Origin of the sequence: Microbacterium sp. LTA6 (genome assembly GCF_045690355.1) — a bacterium.
Lineage (GTDB): Bacteria > Actinomycetota > Actinomycetes > Actinomycetales > Microbacteriaceae > Microbacterium.
Map to the genome: position 1 here is coordinate 2,101,649 of NZ_CP147855.1, position 20,822 is coordinate 2,122,470.

At 64.4% G+C, this 20,822-nt stretch carries 19 protein-coding genes; 11 read left to right on the forward strand and 8 right to left on the reverse strand.

Annotation, left to right across the window (positions count from 1 at the left end):
- Positions 1-58 precede the first annotated feature (58 nt).
- Entirely contained in the window at positions 59-1,018 is a 960-nt protein-coding gene (locus tag LTA6_RS09790; protein ID WP_363548774.1) for an aromatic alcohol reductase, read from the forward strand.
- 172 nt (positions 1,019-1,190) lie between these two features.
- Positions 1,191-1,673: a hypothetical protein gene (locus LTA6_RS09795; protein ID WP_407357736.1), complete on the forward strand. Its 483-nt coding sequence runs from the start codon at positions 1,191-1,193 to the stop codon at positions 1,671-1,673.
- Here LTA6_RS09795 and LTA6_RS09800 read toward each other — a convergent pair.
- The 5 genes from LTA6_RS09800 to LTA6_RS09820 all read right to left on the reverse strand — a co-directional run bounded on the left by LTA6_RS09800 (position 1,657) and on the right by LTA6_RS09820 (position 7,516).
- Positions 1,657-2,397: an ABC transporter ATP-binding protein gene (locus LTA6_RS09800; RefSeq protein ID WP_341977951.1), complete on the reverse strand. Its 741-nt coding sequence runs from the start codon at positions 2,395-2,397 to the stop codon at positions 1,657-1,659. The two genes, LTA6_RS09795 and LTA6_RS09800, sit on opposite strands and share 17 nt — an antisense overlap.
- Positions 2,394-3,146, reverse strand: coding sequence for an ABC transporter permease (locus LTA6_RS09805; RefSeq protein WP_341977953.1), 753 nt, complete (start codon positions 3,144-3,146; stop codon positions 2,394-2,396). The genes LTA6_RS09800 and LTA6_RS09805 overlap by 4 nt, the downstream gene beginning before the upstream one ends.
- A 112-nt stretch (positions 3,147-3,258) precedes the next feature.
- Positions 3,259-4,263: an ABC transporter substrate-binding protein gene (locus LTA6_RS09810; RefSeq protein WP_341977955.1), complete on the reverse strand. Its 1,005-nt coding sequence runs from the start codon at positions 4,261-4,263 to the stop codon at positions 3,259-3,261.
- A 147-nt stretch (positions 4,264-4,410) separates the two neighbouring features.
- Positions 4,411-6,072: an amidohydrolase family protein gene (locus LTA6_RS09815; protein WP_341977956.1), complete on the reverse strand. Its 1,662-nt coding sequence runs from the start codon at positions 6,070-6,072 to the stop codon at positions 4,411-4,413.
- A 52-nt stretch (positions 6,073-6,124) separates the two neighbouring features.
- Entirely contained in the window at positions 6,125-7,516 is a 1,392-nt protein-coding gene (locus tag LTA6_RS09820; RefSeq protein ID WP_341977958.1) for an amidohydrolase family protein, read from the reverse strand.
- A 255-nt stretch (positions 7,517-7,771) separates the two neighbouring features.
- Here LTA6_RS09820 and LTA6_RS09825 point away from each other — a divergent pair, with 255 nt between their 5' ends.
- The 5 genes from LTA6_RS09825 to LTA6_RS09845 all read left to right on the forward strand — a co-directional run bounded on the left by LTA6_RS09825 (position 7,772) and on the right by LTA6_RS09845 (position 12,875).
- Positions 7,772-8,947 carry a hypothetical protein gene (locus LTA6_RS09825; RefSeq protein ID WP_363548771.1) on the forward strand — a complete coding sequence of 392 codons (1,176 nt, stop codon included), beginning with the start codon at positions 7,772-7,774 and terminating at the stop codon, positions 8,945-8,947.
- Between the two features lie 184 nt (positions 8,948-9,131).
- A complete protein-coding gene (locus LTA6_RS09830) occupies positions 9,132-9,752 on the forward strand; it encodes an NADPH-dependent FMN reductase (protein WP_341977962.1) in 621 nt (206 codons plus the stop codon).
- Positions 9,753-9,863: 111 nt separating this feature from the next.
- Positions 9,864-10,283, forward strand: a complete 420-nt coding sequence (locus LTA6_RS09835) for a RidA family protein (protein ID WP_341977964.1) — start codon at positions 9,864-9,866, stop codon at positions 10,281-10,283.
- Between the two features lie 78 nt (positions 10,284-10,361).
- Complete coding sequence (locus tag LTA6_RS09840) at positions 10,362-11,840, forward strand: amidase (protein WP_341977966.1); 1,479 nt, start codon at positions 10,362-10,364, stop codon at positions 11,838-11,840.
- A gap of 102 nt (positions 11,841-11,942) precedes the next feature.
- Entirely contained in the window at positions 11,943-12,875 is a 933-nt protein-coding gene (locus LTA6_RS09845) for an NAD(P)-dependent oxidoreductase (protein ID WP_341977968.1), read from the forward strand.
- A gap of 99 nt (positions 12,876-12,974) precedes the next feature.
- On the opposite strand, the gene LTA6_RS09850 is transcribed toward LTA6_RS09845, so the two are convergent.
- Entirely contained in the window at positions 12,975-14,009 is a 1,035-nt protein-coding gene (locus LTA6_RS09850; RefSeq protein ID WP_341977970.1) for a PHB depolymerase family esterase, read from the reverse strand.
- 245 nt (positions 14,010-14,254) lie between these two features.
- On the opposite strand from LTA6_RS09850, the gene LTA6_RS09855 reads away from it, so the two are divergent.
- The 4 genes from LTA6_RS09855 to LTA6_RS09870 all read left to right on the forward strand — a co-directional run bounded on the left by LTA6_RS09855 (position 14,255) and on the right by LTA6_RS09870 (position 17,739).
- The gene (locus LTA6_RS09855) at positions 14,255-15,247 is read left to right on the forward strand and encodes a LacI family DNA-binding transcriptional regulator (protein ID WP_341977972.1); all 993 of its coding nucleotides are present in this window, start codon (positions 14,255-14,257) and stop codon (positions 15,245-15,247) included.
- Between the two features lie 981 nt (positions 15,248-16,228).
- Positions 16,229-16,738, forward strand: a complete 510-nt coding sequence (locus LTA6_RS09860; RefSeq protein ID WP_341977974.1) for a hypothetical protein — start codon at positions 16,229-16,231, stop codon at positions 16,736-16,738.
- Position 16,739: 1 nt separating this feature from the next.
- Positions 16,740-17,411: a hypothetical protein gene (locus tag LTA6_RS09865; protein WP_341977975.1), complete on the forward strand. Its 672-nt coding sequence runs from the start codon at positions 16,740-16,742 to the stop codon at positions 17,409-17,411.
- Positions 17,412-17,430: 19 nt separating this feature from the next.
- Positions 17,431-17,739: a hypothetical protein gene (locus tag LTA6_RS09870; protein WP_341977977.1), complete on the forward strand. Its 309-nt coding sequence runs from the start codon at positions 17,431-17,433 to the stop codon at positions 17,737-17,739.
- A 359-nt stretch (positions 17,740-18,098) separates the two neighbouring features.
- Here LTA6_RS09870 and LTA6_RS09875 read toward each other — a convergent pair whose 3' ends face one another.
- Both LTA6_RS09875 and LTA6_RS09880 read right to left on the reverse strand, forming a co-directional pair.
- Positions 18,099-18,875, reverse strand: a complete 777-nt coding sequence (locus LTA6_RS09875; protein WP_341977979.1) for a CPBP family intramembrane glutamic endopeptidase — start codon at positions 18,873-18,875, stop codon at positions 18,099-18,101.
- A gap of 204 nt (positions 18,876-19,079) precedes the next feature.
- Positions 19,080-20,675, reverse strand: coding sequence for a molybdopterin-dependent oxidoreductase (locus tag LTA6_RS09880; RefSeq protein ID WP_341977981.1), 1,596 nt, complete (start codon positions 20,673-20,675; stop codon positions 19,080-19,082).
- Positions 20,676-20,822 lie beyond the last annotated feature (147 nt).

Sequence of the window (20,822 nt, forward strand, 5' to 3'; positions counted from 1 at the left end):
ATTTACGCTTTGTGAACGGCATCGCGATCCTCGAGATGCCGCAGGAAAGGAAGAACACATGTCAGTGCGCAGCTGGGACGGCTCGTCGCGGAGGATCCTCGTCATTGGGGCGGGCGAACTCGGAATGCCCGTGCTGCGCAACGTCGCGCGCCGGGTGGCGGACATGCCGGGAGCCTCCGTGGATGTGCTGCTGCGCGCCTACACGATCGATTCAACGGTTCCGGCGAAGCAGCGCGACGTTGCGGAGATCCGCGCCCTTGGCATCGGGATCGTCGCCGGCGACCTGGTGGAGAGCACCATCGACGACCTCGCGGCGATCTTTTCGGACTACGACACTGTCATCGGCTGTACCGGGATCACCGCCGGTCTTGACACCCCAATGAAGGTTGCGCAGGCGGCGCTGCAGGCGAAGCTCCCACGGTACTTCCCGTGGCAGTTCGGAGTCGACTTCGATGTGATCGGGCGCGGGAGCCCTCAGGACATCTTCGACTCACAGCTCGACGTGCGAGACCTCCTCCGATCACAGGACGACACCGAGTGGGTGATCATATCCACAGGCATGTTCATGAATTACCTCTTCGAGCCCGGGTCGGGGATGGTCGACCTGCCGAATGACACCGTGAACGCACTTGGCACCCCGGACACCGCCGTCACCGTTACGACCCCGGAAGACATCGGTGCGCTCACCGCGGCGATCCTGTTCGCCGAGCCGCGGATCCGGAACGAGATCGTCTACGTCGCCGGCGATACCATCACTTACGGCCAGCTGGCGGAAACGCTGGAACAGGTTCTGGGGCGCTCGTTTGAGCTACGCGTATGGTCGGAGCCCCTCCTCATGGCTGAACTCGCCGCCGACCCAGACAACATGACCAGGAAGTACCGCGCAGCGTTCGCGCAGGGACGCGGCGTGGCCTGGGAGAAGGAAGGCACGTTCAACTCGCGCCACGGCATCTCGACCACGACTCTGCGCGAATGGGTGGAGCGGAACCTCGTCGATGTGGTCTGCTCTGGCGAATAGTCGAACCGCACATTGCCCGCGAAGAGCGACGCGTTGAGATGCCGTCCCGTCCGCCGCGAGGAAGCTCGAGCGAGATTGGATGCGGCTCCTAGAGTGCGGCGACGGTGATCATCGGATTCGCTCGTGCATTGCACGCTCGCGCGGTGTGCGAGCGTGCGATGATGAGAAGGAATTGGCAACGGCGTGGCAAGTCGTCGCAGTGCTGGTCGTCGTGGACGGCGGCGCCTTCTCGACAGTCCTCTACTCCATCCTCGGATCCATCGCCGCCGGGGGGCACATGGTCGCCGTCGTCACGTTCCTCGTCGCCGCCACCTTGGGGATCGACGCGGAACAGCACGGACTCGCCACTGGTCTCGTCACCATGACCCAGCAAGTCAGCATGACCCTCGGAACGCCCATCGTCTCCGCCATCACGATCGCAGCCGGCGGCCTCACCAGCCTCTTCGCACTTCGGGTCGGCATCGGAATCGATGCCGCGATCGTCGTCGTGCTCATGCTGCTGATACTGGTTGTCCTACGACGCGCCGACGGCCGACGGCCGACGGACGACGGGCGCCGTCGACGGAAACGGCACGGGTCGGTCAGACCGCGGCATGAGACGGGTAGCACCGTGCCCAACCGAGCGCACTCCAGCGACGTCAGGCGACGTCAGTGACGCCGAGGTCAGCCAGCAGTTTCGTTCTCAACTTCACGAAAGACCCGCCCGCCTTGGTGCGGGGATGCGGCAGATCGATCTGGGTGTCCGAAACGAACTTCCCGCCCTCCATGACCAACACTCGATCGGCGAGCAGGATCGCCTCCTCCACGTCGTGGGTCACAAGCAGGACTCCGGGCCGGTGGGCGCGGAACAACTCGAGCAGCAGCGCGTGCATCTTGATCTTCGTCAAAGCGTCCAGCGCACCGAACGGCTCATCAAGGACCATCAGCTGAGGCTCGCGGATGAGCGCCCTCGCGAGAGAGGCCCGCTGGGCCTCCCCGCCTGAGAGCGTGAGCGGCCAGGCATCCGCGCGGTGCTCGAGCCCGACCTCCTGCAAGGTGCGCTGGGCCCGCCGCTTCAGGTCGGAACCGGGAAGCCCGAGTGCGACGTTGCGCCATACCTTCTTCCACGGCAGCAGTCGAGGTTCCTGGAAGCCGACGGAGAGGCGGTCGGTGACGGCGATCCGGCCAGTCGCACCGGTGTCGAGTCCCGTCACGATCCGCAGGAGCGTACTCTTGCCGGTTCCCGACCGCCCGAGCAGCGCGACGAATTGTCCACTCTCGATGTCGAGGTCGATATCCGAGAGCACCTTCGTATCCCCAAACGAGCGCGACACGTCGCGCAGCGACACGACAAGGGCACCGAGGCCAACATCTGCCTTCTCGGGTGCCTTCGCACTCATACCGTCTCCAATCCCTGACGCCAGGCCAGTGTGCGCTTCTCGATGAGCCTCACGAGCAGGTCGGACAGATAGCCCGCAGCCGCGTAGATCAGGATGCCGAGCACGATCACGTCTGTGCGCAAATACAAACGCGCGTTGTTCATGAGGTACCCGACGCCCTCGTTGGCATTGACCTGCTCGCTGATGACAAGGATCAGCCAGGCCACGCCCAGTGACATCCGCAGACCAGTCAGGAATCCGGGCAGCGCGCCGGGAAGCACGATGTGCCGGATCCGTCCGATGGGTGTGAGTCGCACGATCGTCCCCACCTCCATGAGCTTGCGATCGACCCCGCGGATGCCGGCGTATGTGTTCAGGTACACCGGGAACACCACAGCCAGCGCGATCATGAGCACTTTGGACGGCTCGCCGATACCGAACCAGAGGATGAACAGCGGAACCAGCGCGAGGACCGGCACGGTGCGCATCATCTGCATGAGGGGATCGATCAGCGCGTCGCCGACCTTCCAGATGCCGGAGAGGAGTGCCATCACCAAACCGATGCTCACGCCGAGCAGGACGGCATAGGCGATTCGCTCCAGGGACACCAGCAGGTGCATCTGGAGTTCACCCGTCTGCAAGAGTTCCCACCCCGTGACGAACACCTCGGAAGGCGGAGGCAGGACGGTCGGCGGCACCAGACCGGTCATGGTCGTGACCTGCCACAACACCAGGACGATGACCGGTCCGGCCGTGCGCAACGGCTTCATGCGCGACCACCACTGAGTGCGCTTGGGTGCGTGACGCGGTTCGGGCCCGATGTTTCTCGCGTGGGGTTCGGTGAGAGCGGAGGAATTTTGCGTCGCCATGACAGGGCCGCGGTCAGCTCGCGGGAACAGAAGCGACGTCGAACACGATGTCCTTCGCCGCGAGCTTCTCGCTCAGCGTACCGATCTCGTTCCAGCTGTCGATGCTCTCCTGAAGCTCGGCGAGCGTCTGAGCGTCGTAGGCTTCGTACACGAGCAGCCGATCGAAGATGTAGTCCATCTGCTCCGGGCTGAAGTCGTTCGCGGTCTTCTGGATCGACAGATACTCGTCGGGATCCTCGATCACGTGCTGACCGCCTTTGGTGTAGCCCTTCAGCACGGCGGCCGTGACCTCGGGGTGCGCCTCGGCGAAGAAACGGGTCACGACGAGCACCGGGTAGTCGAACTTTCCGGTCAACTCGTCATCGCCGGTGATCAGCACACGTGCTCCCATCTTGGTGACGGCCGCAGGGATAAAGATGTCGAAGGCCGCCCATGCGTCGATCGAACCCTGGATGAACGCGCCGGCCGCGTCGCCTGGGCCGAGGTAGACCTTCTTGATCGAGTCGGCCGGCATGCCGTGGTTGAGCATCGCCTGGTCCACGATGTACTCGCCGGCCGCGCCCTTGGTGACCGCGACCGACTTGCCGGCCAGGTCTTCCACCGTCTTGATGTCGCTGCCGGCCGGCACCACGATCGACGAGCTCTGTCCTGCCGAGGCCTTGGCCACGCCGAGGAAGAGGTAGTCGCCGGTGCCGGTGAGTCCGGTGAGTGCCCCGGAGGTCACGATCGTGGCGAAGTCTGCCGCACCGCCGCTGAGTGCTTCGAGGGCTGGCTGGGTGGAGGGGAAGTAGCCAGCGTCCTCCGCCCCGCCTCCGGCTGCTTCGACGGCCATAGGGATGTCGTCGAAGAGGAACCCCACGTTGGTGCCGGGGGTGCCGACAGTGACGATGCGGGCGATCGGCTTCTCCGAATCGCCGCTGGTGCTGTCGCCGGTCTCGCCTGCGCAGGCGCTGACCGCGAGAACGCTCACCAGAAGAGCAGGAAGGACGGTGGTTCGGAAACGGTGACGAGCGGACACGGTGCCTCCATTGACGGGTGGGTTGGAGCATCTATCAAAAGCGGTCGTTACCGGGCCATAGTCGCGATGTTCGTATACGAACTTGCCCGTGGCGTCCATTTACGCATGCTCCCGGGAAAACTGCAACCCATTGCATTCGGGAGATGGCTACAGCGTTCCGTGGACCACATCCCCTCCGATGACGATGGCTGAGGCGCGGATCGCTCTGAGTGCGCTCGCGGGGCAAGTAAGCGGATCGTGGTCGAGCACGGCGAAATCCGCCGCCATGCCCGTCGCCAGTGCCCCGCGAGTATCCTGCTCTCCGGTGGCCGAGGCCCCGCCCCTCGCGGCTGCGATCAGGGCTTCCTCGCGAGACAGGGCATTCTCCGGTCCAATAGCGGCTCCGCTCTCGGTGAGGCGCTCGGTTACCGCGTAGATCGACTCCCAGATCGAGATCGGAACGTTATCGCTACCGAACGCGAACGGCACTCCGGCAGCTTTCAGTGCAGGCAGAGGCAGAATGCTTCCCGGGGCCGAACCACCGCGGAGGAGTGCGTCGCCGCCTCGAATCAGGGTGTACGGCGCGATGGTGGTCACCATCATCCCCAAGTGTGCGATCTGATCGATCTGTTCCGGAGACAGAACGGGGTGGTGCGACAGCACCCAGCCCAGCGGCGTGACAGGTGTGACGGCGTCGACTTCGGCGATGAGAGGCAGCAGGCGCGCGTCTAGGCCCGACACGCGGATGCCTGCCTCAGCCGCCCTGTGCAAGAGGCGAAGAAGCTGCTCCTCGGGAAGCGCCGCTCCCGTCGTAAAGCCGGCCCAGCCGGAGTGTGAACGTCCCCGAGCGCGCAGCGCGGCATCGCCGGAGCCGTCATCGATCTCGACGAACACCCCCTGCAGATCAAGGCGCGAATCGGCCGCCTGCAGTTGGCGTCGCCGGCCGGCCAGCAGCGCGCCGACCTCATCCGGATCATCCTGAGTCCAGTTGGAACTCCACATCAGGGACGCACGCAAGCCCCCAGCACCAACCTGCTGGTAGGCGTCCAGGACATCGTCCGACAGCCCGTGGCCCTCGAAGAAAGCGGTGGTGCCATAGCCCGCGTAAGCGGCAGCTCCGGCCCTGATCGCCCTGGCTCGTTGCGCGGTCGTGAACGTCGGCGCATCTGCCAGCAGGGTGTGCTCGAGGATGGGGTTTCGGACGCGCTCGACGAAGACGCCCGTCAACTCTCCTGACGAGTCGCGGAGGAGCTCGACCGTGGCGCTGGGCGACCGCGTCGTGCGCAGATCGATACCGGCCGCCCGGAGTGCGGCGGTGTTCGCCGCCGAAACAAGGTCGAGCTCCGCATTCCAGTAACCCCAGATCGGGCGGATGTACACCGGGTTGTCGGGGGCGACCCGGTCGAGTTGCGCACGAGTCGGGACGAGAGAACCCTCACCCAATCGGGCACGCTCGTAGTGCGGCGGCGCCCCGATCGGCCGAGTCACGATCCACTCGCCCGGCTCCCGGGTCTCGACCGCGTGCGCGATCACTTCGAGCACATCGGCGACGCTCACGCAGTCCTCGAAGCCGGGGAGATCTGCACCGAGACCGTAGCGGTCCAGGTGAGCGTGGGCGTCCGTGAGGCCGGGGATGACGGTTCGACCCGCGAAGTCCACCGCATCAGCAGGATCGGCGCCGGTCAGTGCCAGTACGTCACGATCGCTGCCGACGGCCACGACGGCGCCATCGCACCATGCCATTGCGGTTGCGCGCGAGGAGTGATCATCAAGGGTCAGGATGTGACCGCCGAGCGCGATCCGGAGTGGTTGAGCCTGCGTGCTGTCCATGCGTATACGATACGAGCCGCCTCTTGTCAGCCGCCCCTGGAACTCATCAGCATCAGGATGCCTTGCCCTGCCCGGCTTCGTACCGGGCGCGCAACTCCTCGTCGATCTCCGGCCACTCGCTTTCTGCGGTCCAGCCGAGCACCCAATCGCGGGCATCGTCCAGTCTGCGTCGCACGACGTTCATGTCGGACGTGAGGTGGGTGCCGTTGTGGACCACCAACTCGCCGTCGACATAGACGCTGCGGAGATTACGCGCCGTGGCCTGGTACACGACGAAATCAGCGGCGGTGCCGGCGCCCAGACCGAACGGCGCCGTGTCGATGACGAGCAGGTCAGCGCGCTTTCCTGGCGTGACCGTGCCGATCTGCTTCTCGAGCCCGAGCACGCGTGCACCGTCGATCGTCGCCATCCGCAGCAAGTCCATCGTGTCGAGGCTCGGATGCGACGCCGTTCGCGTGCCAGGTCGGTTCTGAGCGCGTTCGGTCTGTGTGTCGATCGTCCGGGTCACCGCTCGAGCGATCCGGAGCTGCGCGAACAGGCTGCCGTTGATACCCGACGGAACGTCTGTTCCGATGGAGACGGGAACACCGCGACGTCGTGCGGCGCCAACGCGAGGTGCGACGCCCATCATCGCCGCCTCCACTTCAGGTGTGAAGGCGATGGAACCGCCGTGCTCGGCGAGCAGAGCGATCTCATCGTCGTCGATGGCGGCAGCGTGCACCCAGCTCAAGTCTTCGCCGAGGAGCCCGTTCCGCGCTGACAGCGCGACCTGTCCAGGCAGGTTCGAGTGCAAGCTCTGGCGCAATCCCAGTGACCGTGCCGCGCCGACCTCCTCGGCATGCACCCTTGGAGGGACGTGGTCGATGTTGTTGAGGGCGACGCCCAGGCCCAGCCGATCATGACTCTTCCAGTCTGAGACGAGTTCTGCGAGAACATCGAACCGCTCCTGGAGCGTCGTGAATCCTTCCACGACGGCCTCTGGACGATGACGAAAACAGAACCCGAAGAGACCGCGGATGCCGGATTCGTCGAGCGCCTGCAATGAGGCCTCCGCATGCTCGCGGGAGTTGGTCGCGTGACAGAAATCGAAGACCGTGGTGGTCCCGGACAGCAGGAGCTCGATGGCGCCTCCGAGAGTGGACGCATGCATGTCTGATGCGCGGAACCTGCCCGACAGCGGATGCACGAGGCCGAAGTACTCGCGTGCCCACGTCCCGGAGGCGATACCACGGATCGCGGACTGCCACAGGTGGATGTGCGTGTCCACGAGGCCCGGCATCACGATCGCACCGCCAAGTTCGACGATATCGGCGGCGTCGGCGCGAATCGATTCGGCGATCTCGATGATGACGCCGTCCTCGATCAGCACATCACCGCCGCGTTCGCCGATCTGGTCGTCCAGAGCCAGCACATGGGCGTTTCGAAGGATCGTTCGTCGTGTCATCGTCAGCTTCCTTCCGTGGCCACCGTTTGCGGGTCAGATCACGGCGCCCTGGTGTCATGCTAGAGGTGGAGGCGCCTCAACTGCAATCGGTTGTAGTAAATTCTGAGCACGACTCGCCTGTCGTGCAGTTCCCAATGGTCTGGAACCCACGCACGCCTCTCTCTCGATCTCTTGTTTCATTGCAATCGATTGTGTAGTGTGATCGCCACATAGCGATGCCGGTGCCATCCGGTGCTGGTGAGGAAGGTGTAGATGATGACGAGCGCTCCCGAAACCCGAGCAAGCGATACAGCGATCGATCACGCCCACAGCATGTGCGACCAGCTGCGCTCTCACGCCGCGGCCGCGGACACGGAGCGCCACCTCGACCCGGCTGACGTCGAGGCGATCACCAGTGCCGGTCTGACGTCTCTGCTGACTCCGACCCGGTTTGGTGGCGGCGAGGCATCATTCCGCACCGTCGTTGAGACTGCGATCCTGCTCGGCCAGGGCGACGCGGCGGCCGGCTGGTTCATGGGTGTGAACAATGCGGCGGCATTCGTGTTCGCACTGTTCAGCGAGCAGGCCAAGGCGGAGATCTGGGCTGGTGGTGCCGGAGTCCGCGGGGCCGGCGTGCTCGCTCCGTCAGGCCACGCGGAGGCTCGCGAAGGGGGTATCGAGCTCACAGGTCGTTGGCCCTACATGTCAGGCGTCACCGTCGCAGACTGGATCTTCGTCACCGCACCGCTGAACGGGAGTCTCGGTCCGGGGGCAGAGCTCGGGTTCGTGTTGCTGCCCCGCGAAGACATCACGGTGGACGACACGTGGTTCGTCACCGGGATGCGTGCCACGGCCAGCTCGACGGCCGTGATCGACGGGGTCTTCGTCCCGGAGCACCGAATCCTTCGCTGGCGCGACTACGACAGCAGCGTCTACCAGGGCATCTACCGCTCCCATATTTATTCTGTGCTGAACATTGCGATCGTGAGCACTCTGGTCGGCGAAGCGGAGCATGCGCTCGAACTGGTCACCGGCAAAGCAGCCTCGCGGCCGATCGTGACCACGACCTACCGGACACAGGCGGAGTCCGCCGCCTTTCAGGTGGAGTTGGGGCGGGCGACCCAGATCATCGAGACCGCGCGGCTGCGGATGCTAGCCGTGGCCGATGATCTGGATCGGATCGTCGCTGAATCGAGGCCGGCCAATGATCACGAGAAGACCAAGAACCGAGCGGACTGCGCCTACGTCGCACAGGCGTGCTGGGAGGCAGTGGACGCACTGGCGAGCGCGCACGGTACGTCGACCTTCTCCCAGGTGAACCCGCTGGAGCGGATCTGGCGGAACACCGCCGTCGGAAGCCGCCATGCAGGGCTCTCCGGTCGCGTCGGATACGAACTCCTGGGGCGTGATGTTCTCGGCATCGAGACCCAGTCGATCGGGCCGACCCTCTAGGAGGAACACCCGTGGCTGCCGCGAGTGACATCGTGCGACAGCACCGGATCCAGCACGAATTCATGGATCCGTCCCAATGCCGGCGACTTCACCTGGAGTCGCCGCACGCCTCAGAACGATGCCGCCAGAGTTGGTCGGTTGCGTGACGAGATTTCAGCACTACTCGAGTTGAAGGTGGGTCACAGTGGTCAATTCCGATGGACAGATTCAGATCGCAGCAGTCTGCGGGAGTCAGCGCGCCGGCTCGTACAACGCCGGCCTCATCCGGGCTCTGCAGGAGATCGCGCAGAAGCGCGGAACCATGGTCATCACGCCGGTCGACGGTCTCTCCGACCTGCCGTTCGCCAGCGTCGAGTACTACTTCGGCGAGGTGCCGGACAGCGTGAAGCATGTTCACGGCCAGATCGGTGCGGCCGACGGTGTGATCATCGCAACGCCGGAGTTCTGCTACTCGCTCCCGGCAGTGCTGAAGAACTTCTTCGACTGGCAGACTTTGCCCGTTCCGGCGCTCAACCCGTTGCGGCACAAGCCGCTGGGGATCATCGGCGCATCGATCGGCACCATCGGCACCAATCGCGCGCAGATGGACCTGCGAAAGATCGCGCTCTACTCCGACCTCGAGGTCATGGGTCGCCCCGAGATCTACGTGAACCACGCGGGGGAGAAGTTTACTCAGGAAGGCGACCTCACCGATGAGGGCGTCCGCACCCTGCTGGAGCGCTGGCTCGACGACTACGAGGAGTTCGCCCGGTCCACGATCGCTCGCGACCTTGCGAGCAAGAACCGCGAGTACCTCGTGACGTGACAACCGAGCCGCGCACGGGGTGCGAGCCGCGTGCGCGGCACGGTATCAGTCGGTACTCGGTCCACATCCCCATGCGGGCGCATTCGCGCTCGTCACCTGAAGGGAGAGCACATGCAACCATTCAGCGATGCTGAACACCTCCTGTCGATCGGCTCGGCGGAGGAGGTGTACGGAATCCCTGGCCTCCCCTTCACGCCAGCGATTCGGGTGGTCGGCAACCACGAGCTCATCTTCGTCGCAGGGGTGCTCGGACCTCCGACGTCCGACGAGCCGTCCGATTCTGTTGAAGCAGAGGTCATCCGGGCATATCGGAACCTCGAGCGGATCCTGGTCGCGGCTGGCGGGACGCTGAGCGACATCGTGTCGATGACGAAGTACGTCCGCGACATCGAAAAGAACAACGCTGTCGTCGAGGCCGTGACCAAGACGTCACTGCCCCACCTCACGACGACGACCACTGTCGAAATCGTGCGCCTCGTTCCCGCGGCTCTCAACTTCGAAGTCAGCGCCATCGCAGCGGTCCGGACGTGACGCGATGCACATGCGCGCGACGTCCCAGCGGCTTCGACCCAAGTAATCGATCGCCAACCAACCAGATTGGGAACCATCATGTCCACTTTCGCCGGAGCGCAGGCCACTGAGATCGCGGCCGCAGTCACCTCGGGGGATCGGAGCGTTGAAGAGATCGTGGACGATGCGCTGAACGCGATCGAGAACGCGGAGCCGCACCTCAACGCTTTCACTCACATCGATCCCGAAGGCGCGCGAGAATCCGCACGCCGACTGCAGCGACGCATCCAAGCCGGCGAGGACGTCGGAATCCTTGCGGGGGTTCCGACGGCGATGAAGGATCTGTACAACATGTACCCGGGTTGGCCGTCCACCTTCGGGGGAGCGCTCCAGCGCACTGGATTCGTCGGGGACATCTCATCCACGTTTCCGCGCCGGATGGAAGCCGCGGGTGCGATCATCGTGGGGACGACCAACAGCCCGGCACTCGGATTCCGCGGGACATGCGACAACGCAATTTTCGGCGCGACGAGCAATCCTTTCGACCTGCGGCGTAACAGCGGTGGCTCCTCTGGAGGAAGCGCGGCACTCGTCGGGGCGGGTGTACTCGCGGTCGCCGACGGCACGGACGGCGGTGGATCGATCAGGATCCCGTCAGCGTGGAGCGGCACATTCGGGTTCCAGCCCTCATTCGGGCGCGTACCGATCGTCATGCGACCGAATGCCTTCGGCGGTACGGCGCCGTTCGTCTACGAGGGGCCGATCACCCGCAGCGTGGCTGATGCGGCGCTCGCACTCCAGGCGCTGAGCGGTCGTGATCGACTCGACCCATACTCGCTGAGGGAGACCGTGGACTGGAGCGGCAGTCTCGACGGCGCGATCGCCGGGAAACGTATCGGTTACACGCGGGACTTCGGAGTCTTCGCGGTCGATCGCCGCATCTCCGAAGCCGTCGAGGCGAGCCTCAATGCGTTCGAACAGCAGGGGGCGATCATCGTGCCCCTGGATGTCCGACTGCCGTTCTCTCGAACCGAGTTGAGCGACCTGTGGTGCCGCATGATCAGTACGGGCAACCTTGCTGCTGTCAAAGGATTCAGGCAGGCCGGACTCGACATGATCCCGCAGCTTCCGGATCATGTCCTGCACTGGATGGACGTCGCCGGTGGTGCCGGCTTCGACGACCTCCAGCGGGACCAGATGATGCGCACTCGTGTTCATGACATCGTCGACGGGCTCTTCGACCAGGTCGACTTCATCGCGTCGCCGACGGTCGGTGCTCTGGCGGTGGAGAATCGTGAGCACGGTGAGACGGTCGGTCCCTCGATGGTCGACGGTGAACAGGTGAATCCGCTCATCGGCTGGTGCCTGACCTACCTCACGAACTTCAGTGGGCACCCGGCTGCTTCCCTGCCGGGCGGGCTCATCGACGGCCTCCCCTTCGGCATCCAACTCATCGCCCCTCGTTTCGAGGACGGAATGCTGATGTCGGCGTGCGCACGCTTCGAAGAAGCAGCACCCTGGCGATGGATGTACGAACAGATCGCGCCCGAACTGCGTGGGGTCGCCGCCGCGGAATAGAGCCTTGAGGCACCGTGAGCGACGCCTGATGCGCAACAGCGTTGCGCGCGTACGCGGCACCTCAAAGGAAAAGCAATCGATTGTTAAATGAAGGAGCACGTTATGACCGCTAAGGCGACTGTGGGTTGGATCGGCGTAGGACGTATGGGGTACCAACTGGCAAAGCGCCTGCTGGATGCGGGATACGACGTCGCGGTCTACAACCGCACGCGTACGAAGGCCGAGGCGCTGACAGAGTACGGTGCCACCGTCGTGGACAAGCCGGTCGAGTTGGCCGACAGGGACATCGTCTTCAGCATGGTCTCTGCATCCCCAGACCTCGAGCACGTCATGCTCGGGCCCGATGGTCTGCTCACCGACAAGAGCCGGGTGCCGAAGATCATCGGCGATGCATCGACGGTCTCATCACAGGCGAGCGCCATGGTCCGTGAGAAGGCCGAGTCGCGCGGCGTGGGCTTCCTGGCCACACCTGTCTCCGGAAATCCGAAGGTCATCTCGACGGGCAAGCTCACTGTGGCCGTCTCCGGCCCACGCGACGTCTTCTCGGTTGCGCTTCCACTTCTGGAGACGTGGGGACGCGGCGTCACGTACGTCGGCGAGGGGGAAGTCGCTCGTACCGTGAAGATCGCGCACAATGTGTTCCTCGGTGTCGTGACCCAGTCTCTCGCCGAGATCACGGTTCTCGCTGAGAAGTCCGGTGTCACGAGGGAGGCATTCCTCTCCTTCCTGAACGACTCCGTCATGGGGTCCGTCTTCACTCAGTACAAGACGCCTGCCCTGGTGAATCTGGACTTCACGCCCACGTTCACTCATGAGCTGCTCCAGAAGGACTTCGACCTCGGTCTGGCGGCTGCGCGCGAACTGGGCGTCGTCATGCCCGTCGCCTCGGTGACACGCAACATCGTCGCTCAGGAAGTCGGCAACGGCAATGTCGAGCAGGACTTCGCCTCGCTCATCCTGACGTCCGCGCATGGCTCGGGGTTGGATCTCCTCCCCGAGGGCGTGGCCGTCAGCGACGGCCTGGAGGAGGAATGACCAGCCTGCAGTTCAGCGGAATGGTCTTCGTCGCGAACCATTGCTGAGCACAGCACTCGGGGTGGGGCCGAGCCTCTCGACCCCACCCCGAGCGTCGTGTCAGGAGGCGGGCAACTGGTGGCGGGAGAAGAACTCCCACATCAGTTCGCTGGCGTTGATGGACATGTCAGTCGGTCCGAACGGGTCTTCGGGCAGAATGAATCCAGCTCCCGGCCACGTGTGTCCGCCGCCTTCGACGGTGTAGAAGATGACTTCGGCATCCTCTGGGCACGGATACGCCGCGCTCTTGACAGTCGGAGTCACCGATTCGATCGTCGGTTCGCCTTCGCAGCCGTTTATGGACGCCCACTGCTCGACGGCGGTATCGACTCCGTAGCCGAAGTTGGTCGTAGTGCCGGTGCCGCCCGTGAACCTGTTGATCGGATCCGCATCGCCATGAAAGGCGATCACGGGGACGGGACGCGCGGGGTGGCAGTCCGTCGGGTCCGGCTCCGGGCCGGCCCGCAGGCCGCCGACGGCGCCGAACGCCGCGATCAGATCTGCATTCGTGCACGCGAGACGCGAGGCCATACGTCCACCCGCTGAGAATCCCGTTGCATAGATGCGTGTCGCATCGGTGCAGACGACCTGTTGCACTTCTTCGATGAGGTCTCTCACCATGAGATCGTCATCGGGTGTGCCCTCGGCTGCCAACTCCGTCCCGCCGTACAGCGGGAATCCGGGGAAGTTCCAGATGTATCCGCGGGTGAACTCGACCGCTCCTGTCGGAGATGCGATGGCGAAAACATGCTCGTCCGCCACCGACATCATGGCGCTGTAGGCGAGGTGTTCCGCCCCGTCGCTCGTGCTGCCGTGACCGTTGATCACGATGGGGATCGGCGTATGTCCGTCGTAGTCGGCAGGGACGTAAAGCTGGAACGGCCGAGACACGCCACCGGACTCCAGGGGAACCTCATTGATGCCGGGCTCGACGTCCAGTGCGCAGCTCTCCGCGGAGGGGGTGCTCGTCGCTTCTGTCGTGAGAGTAGGTACGCATGCGGTGAGGCCTACTGCTGTCGCAAGTGCCGTGATCATCGCGCCGGCTCTGGTGCATCGGCGCAACTTCCGGGCCGCCGCGGTTGTCGTGTCGGGCATGGCTGTGTCCTTTCCGTTGTGTTTCGACGGCGCACCTGTCATGGCCAGACAGAATCTGCAATCGATTGCGGTAGCTTAGGGGCGCGCAAGGATCAGCACAAGAGGTTTAGCAATCGGTTGTAGAGTCGTTTCGACTTCGGGCGAGAGCCGTCCATGGAGGGTGTGCCAATAGCATGTTCGTTGCAGAGCATGAGGTAGTCAGGGGTGAGGCAACGGTGCGTAACGGACGTCCGACGATTGCCGACGTGGCCGCGCTCGCGGAAGTCCACAAGGGCACCGCTTCCCGCGCGCTCAATGCCAGCACGAGGTCGATGGTCAACGCGCGGACCGTTGAGCGCGTTGTTCGCGCCGCAGAGCAACTGGGCTATGTTCCGAATACTCTTGCGCGCGGCCTTCGCACGAACAGTTCGATGACCGTGGGTGTCGTCATCCCAGACATCACCAATCCGCTTTTTCCGCCTCTTGTTCGCGCAATCGAAGCCCACCTGCAACCCCATGGTTACTCCGTCCTCATCGCGAATACAGACGGTTTCGCGGCGGGTGAACGCGGCGCACTCACGTCGTTGCTCGATCGGCGCGTCGACGGATTGATCATCGCCTCAGGCCAGCGCGACGAGTCGCCGATCGCCGATCTCTACGAGGCGGGAGTGAAGGTGGTGCTCCTGAACCGTGACGCTGGCCCCGTGCCCTATCCGCTCGTGGCCGGCAACGATGCGAGCGGCATCACGGCGGCTGTTCGCAGTCTTCACGATCTCGGGCACCGTCGACTTCTGCACATCGCCGGGCCGAGCAACCTCTCGACGAGCACGACGAGAGCCGACGCCTTCGAAGCGGCGTGGCGTTCCTTCGGTGATATGACGGGAACGGTTGTGATCGCCCAAGCTCTGTCGATCGAGGCGGGTCGTGCGGCGATGCTGCCTCTTCTCCACGACCGATCTCACGGCGCCACCGGTGTCGTGGCCAGCAACGACCTGATCGCCGTCGGAATCCTGCGTGCCATGAGGCAGACCGGGATCGAGTGCCCTCGTGACATGTCGCTCATCGGCTTCAACGACGTTCAGTTCGCAGAGGACTTGGCACCGCCGCTGAGCACCGTTCGTGTTCCGGCGACGAGCATGGGCATCCGCGCCGCTCAGCTTCTGCTGGAGGCGCTTTCCGGTGCCGAGCAGGTGCAGGAGACGATCATGCTTCCGGTCAGCCTGATCATGCGCGGATCGACCGCGGCGGTATCAGGGTAATAGTCTGACGAGCGTGGGTGCCCGCTTTGTCGGGAGGCCCACTCTCGTCATTGTGAGCTGTCGGGCTGAACCCTCGGAGCACTCTGCAGCAGGTCGACGGGCAACGAGATTGGATAGTAGGGTCACGAACCCTACTATTCATGTGAGGGGCACGAACCTTGCCGGGTGCGGTGTGGCTCAGACATATCCCAGCATGGAATTCAGATCCCACGGTCCCCAGCAGTGTCCCAGAACGGCCCGAAGTGGATAGGAACGCGCGGACTCAGCGCGAACCCGCGCTGCCGTTGATGTGGTGTGTGGTGTGCGGCAGGCATGTGGGAAGTGCATGTTTTCGCCTGTGATGGGCGCAAGACGGCCCTGCTAAGGTGGATTCCCTTTTCGGACATTAGAGGTATAAGCGGCAACCAGAGGTCGGAGTCCCATCGTCTCCGGCAGGAGTCGCGGCCGGGCTTCTAGATTCACGACGACCACGAAGCTCGCAAGAGCCCTCGATCTGATGCTCGCACTCACGCGTCGCGCGCTGACCAATCGGCGTGGAGTCTCGTGGCAACGTCGTGGCAACAACTGAATCCAATCGACTCCGAACCACCTGATCGCCCGCGAACTCGAATCCCAGTGGTTCCGCGCGAAACGAGGCTTTCATATCGAGCCTGATCTCGTCTTCATGGGTTCAAATCCCACCGTCACCGCCATGGAAACCCCCTCTTCGTGAGGGGGTTTCTTTCGTGTTCGGCGCAGGCAGATACCGAGATCTCCGTCTCCGACGGCAACGGGCGCATCAGGCATCGTCGAGCATGCGGCACTCGTCAGGATCAGCGGAGCGCACCGCGATGTATCAGCGAGCTGCCGACCGCGCTCTTCCTAGTGGGCGACCTAACGGGGTCGTCAGATTCAGAAGAATGCACTCGACGAGATCGATGTCATCGGAAGCGGCCGTCAGCGCCGTTTCCATCCGCATCGATCTATGGAAGGAAGATTCGTATGAGCACCCTGAATGTGGAGAGTTTCGGGTCCGTGGAACTCCTGCGCGCGTACCGGACGCTGGGCATGTCGCCCGGCGATCTGGCGACCGTGATCGAGGACGAGGCCCGACGCATCATCGAGGAGGCCGGCGGGAACCGGCAGAGGGCGATCGGTCTCGGCATCCGGCGCATGCGCGCCAACGGCCTCATCGCCGACGTCGACGTGAAGCGCCTGGAGCAGGTGGCCCGCATCGTCTTCCAGGTCGACGCGGGGAAGCAGTCCTCCGAGGACGCCACGGCGACGCTCGACACGCTGTTCCGGGAATCACTGGACGATCCCGATGCGAGCGCGATGGGCTCGACGATGGTCGGTGCCACCTACGCCGCGCGGAACAGCACGGTCGCCCCGGCGGCAGGGTTGTTCGGCATGCTCATCGGCGGACTGCTCACCGGAGGATCGGGAGGCATGCTGATCGGCGGTCTCATCGGCTGGGGTGTCGGCAAGGTCTGCGGAGACGAGGAGGATTGACATGGCCATTCTGAGACTCACATCGATCGCCTGCCTGGGGCAGGCGGAGACCTTCAGCGATGAGCTGTACGTGACGTTCAACGGCACGAAGAGGGCCCTGCCCAACATGACCAAGGGCGACACGAAGACACTCGGCGATGAGTTCCTCTTCGACGGGTCTCGGCAGCTCAGCCTGTTCGAGAACGATGGAGACCACTGGTACGACCGGGACGACTTCATCGCGAAGCACACGGTCACCGAGTCGCCGGGGGACTCGACGCTCGACTTCGCGACGAACAGCGGCAACGCCGCAGGCGCGCACTACGCCCTGAGCGTGCGGGTGGGCTCGCCGGCTGGTTCGGCCATCCTCCGCCTCCGGTCGATCACGTGTCTGGAGCAGGCGGAGACGTTCGCGGACGAGCTGTATGTGACCTTCAACGGAACGAAGCGCGCGCTGCCGAACATGACCCAGGGACAGACGCAGGTCCTCAGTGATGAGTTCCTCTTCGTCGGCTCGCGGGAACTCAGTCTGTTCGAGAACGATGGAGACCATTGGTACGACCGGGATGACTTCATCGCCAAGCACATGATCTCGACATCGCCGGCCGATCTGACGTTCGAATTCGAGGCGACCAGCGGCAATGCCGAGCCCGCGCACTACGCGCTCAGCGTGAGCGTCGCGGCTGCGCCCTAGAAGGGAAAGAGGATGCGCCATGCCAGTGAGAGAGAAGTTCGTCCGCGCAGGAGACTGGCGGACCTTGGAAACCTTCTGGAACGTGACGACCACGGCTTGGTTCCAGGGTCCAGCCGGCGCCGAGGTCAAGATCCGCTACTCCGGCTGGTGGTTCGGTGCTGACCGGCAGCGCCAACGCCTCGACGGAACCACCGTGAAACGACTCGTCATCAGCCGCTGGTCCGTGTTCACTGCTCGTCTCCAGATTCGAGTGCAGGCCGACACCGCCGTCATCTATGTGGTCGAGCCCGGCAACGTCGCGAACCTGCCACCCGGCATCTCGTTCTAATCCCACGGCGCCACTACCCGCAACTGCAGCGGGCGTATGACGCACACCGAGACCCATGGAGTCGACGGCGTTCATCCCGGCCGATGAGTTGCGCCGAGCATCGATGCCGATGTGGGAACAACTGAATCGAATCGACTCTGATCCGCCGGATCGAATCCGAGGCGAACCCAAGCGATTCCGGCCGAAATCCGGCATTCACGTCGAAGCTGATCTCGGATCTATGGGTTCAAATCCCACCGTCACCGCCATGGAAACCCCCGAGAAATCGGGGGTTTTTCCGTATCCGGGGTTCGGTTCCTGGCTGAGGGCGCCGGAATCGTAGACGCCCCACGCACGTGCGTCGGGCCGATCCTCGGACTCTATGCCGGTGCGGCCGTTGCGGGCATCGCTCCGGTCGGCTTCTCATCCGTGCCCTTGATCACCCAGTGGACGACGGCGACAGCGAGAATGCCGATGACCGGTGTCAGGAAGGCCGCCCAGGCGGTGCCGAGAGGGGCGAAGCCGACCGAGAAGGCGGCGACATCCCAGATGCCGTGCAGGGCCATGGCCCAGATGAGGGAGCCGGTGACCCGACGCACGATGTAGAAACAGGTTCCCGACATCGCGGCGAGCACCACCTGTCCGAGAGTGTTCAAAAATGGTGCACCGAGGGCGGCGTTGATGAGGTGCATCGCGCCGAAGAGGAGCGAGGTGAGCAGCCAGACCCAGACCTCGGAGAGGCGCGAGCGGAACGCTGTCAGCAGGAGGCCTCGCGTCATCAGCTCTTCGCAGAATCCGACGGCGACTCCGAGGGCGAGCAATGACAGGAGGAAAGACGCGTCGAACTTGGACCAGTCGGTGCTGAACAGGTTCACCACGGCGACGACGAGCATGATCGCCGGGACAAAGATCGGCCATTTGTGATGTGACCGCTTCCGCTCGAACAACGCAGGCTTCCACCATCCCAACAGCCAGGTGGTGATGGCGAGCAGGACAGCACCGGCCGCGAGGTCGAGCACCGCTCCGCGCCAGGTGAACTCGGCGGACTTCCCGATGTCGGTGTACGCGACCCCGCTGAGTTTCGATACGACGAAGATGACGAGGACGTATCCGACGTAGATCGCCAAGCCGATCCAGATACGAGGGGTGACGCGCATGCGCTGTTGCCTTCCGTCGGCGAGCAGTTCCAATCCCAACCTATCGACGCTCGGCTTGGGAGTTCTACCCACGGAGTATTCGGGGTGACGGTGGGATCACCTCCCACCGTCACCGCCCGAGAAACCCCGAGAAGTCGGGGGGCTTCTCCATTCCCAGGGGCATGCGTGGCGACATCGGCGACGTCTGCGGCCATCGCACTCGGATCAGGTGACGCGGATGAGCGAGCGCTGCCAGCCCGACGATCCGTCGGGAGCGATCGGTGCGCGTTCCTCGATCTGGAGGTCGCCGTTCTTGTTCACCGCGCGGACGGCGACGTAGTGCGTGCCGGGAGTCGCGTCCCACTCCATGAACCACTGCACCCACGTGTCGTCGTTGATGGGCGTCGACATGGTGGCGGGCATCCACTCGCCGTCGTCGATGCGCACCTCCACGCGCTCGATCCCCACGGACTGCGCCCAGGCCACGCCGGCAAGGGGGATGGTGCCCGCCGGAACGGCCTGGCCGATGCTGGGGGTGTCGAGCCGGGACGAGAACTTGATGGGCGCCTCTGCGCTGTACCCGCGCGGAGTCCAGTAGGCCTCGTCGTCGGCGAAGGTGGTGACCTTGAGCTCGGTCAGCCACTTCGTCGCCGACACGTAGCCGTAGAGTCCTGGTACGACCATGCGCACCGGGAAGCCATGCTCGAGCGGGAGCGGTTCGCCGTTCATACCGACCGCCAGGATCGCGTCGAGGTCCTCGTCGGTCAAGGCCGCGAGCGGTGTGCTCGCGGTGTATCCATCGACGCTGCGCGACAGCACCATGTCGGCGCCGGCCTTCACGCCGGCCTTCTTCAGCACGTCGCGCAACGGCACGCCGAGCCACATCGCGTTACCCACGAGCTCGCCGCCGACCTCGTTCGAGACGCAGGTCAGGGTGATCGCGTATTCGTCGAGACCCATGTCGAGGATGTCCTGGAACGACATCTCGATGCGCTGGTCGACCATCCCGTCGATCACGAGACGCCAGGTCTCTGGATCGATCGTCGGAACTGTGAGGGCGGTGTCGACGCGGTAGAAGTCCTTGTTCGGCGTGAAGAGGGTGCTCAGGCCCTCGATGTCGAGTTCTGCCCCCTTCGGAACCGTCACCTTCGTGCGCGCGGCCGGGAGTCTGAGAGCGCTGCGGATCGAATCGACCGACCCCACCGCCATGCTCACGGTGCGCGCCGTGATGCCGACGATGACGGCGGATGCTCCCGAGATCGCGGCGAGTATGAAGAAGCGGCGGCGGTCGAAGCCCTTCGGGGCGGCTGGGTTCTCGGGTACTGCGTCGGTCAGAATGTCGTCCGACCGCTCCCCGAGCGCCGTGTCCCGCCATGTGCGCAGGCGACCGATGAGCAGGATGAGGATGAGCGCGCCGGCGATCGTTCCGAGGAGGGGCGGTACGAATGCGAGCGGCGTCACGCCGGCGCGGGTGACGATCGCAGCGGTCGACAGTACACCCGCGATGATCAGTGCGACGACGCCGAGCGGCGGGCGCACCCATTGCAGCACGCCGGCGATCGCCGAGGCGATGACCACGGCGAGGCCGAGCCCCGCCAGCAGGGCGATCTTGTCGTACTCGCCGAACGTGGCGATCGCGAACTCCTTGAACGGCTGCGGCACGATGTCGATCACGAAGCCGCCCACCGCCAGGATCGGACTGGCCGCGCGCGCGAAGAGCAGTGCGAACAGCTCGGCGGTCGCCAAGAAGACGGCGCCGCCGATCACGCCCGCGAGGGCAGCCCACGCGATGAATCGTCTTCCGCTGCGGCGCTGGGCCATGATCGTCTCCTGTCCACCGGGGTGTTCCCTGGTTGTTCGGAGGCGACGCCCGAACGGATCGGACGACCTGCCCGTGCATCGGTAGCAGTGGCATCCGAAAGCAGCTAGCGCCCTACGGATGCCGCGCCATACGATCCAATGAGATCG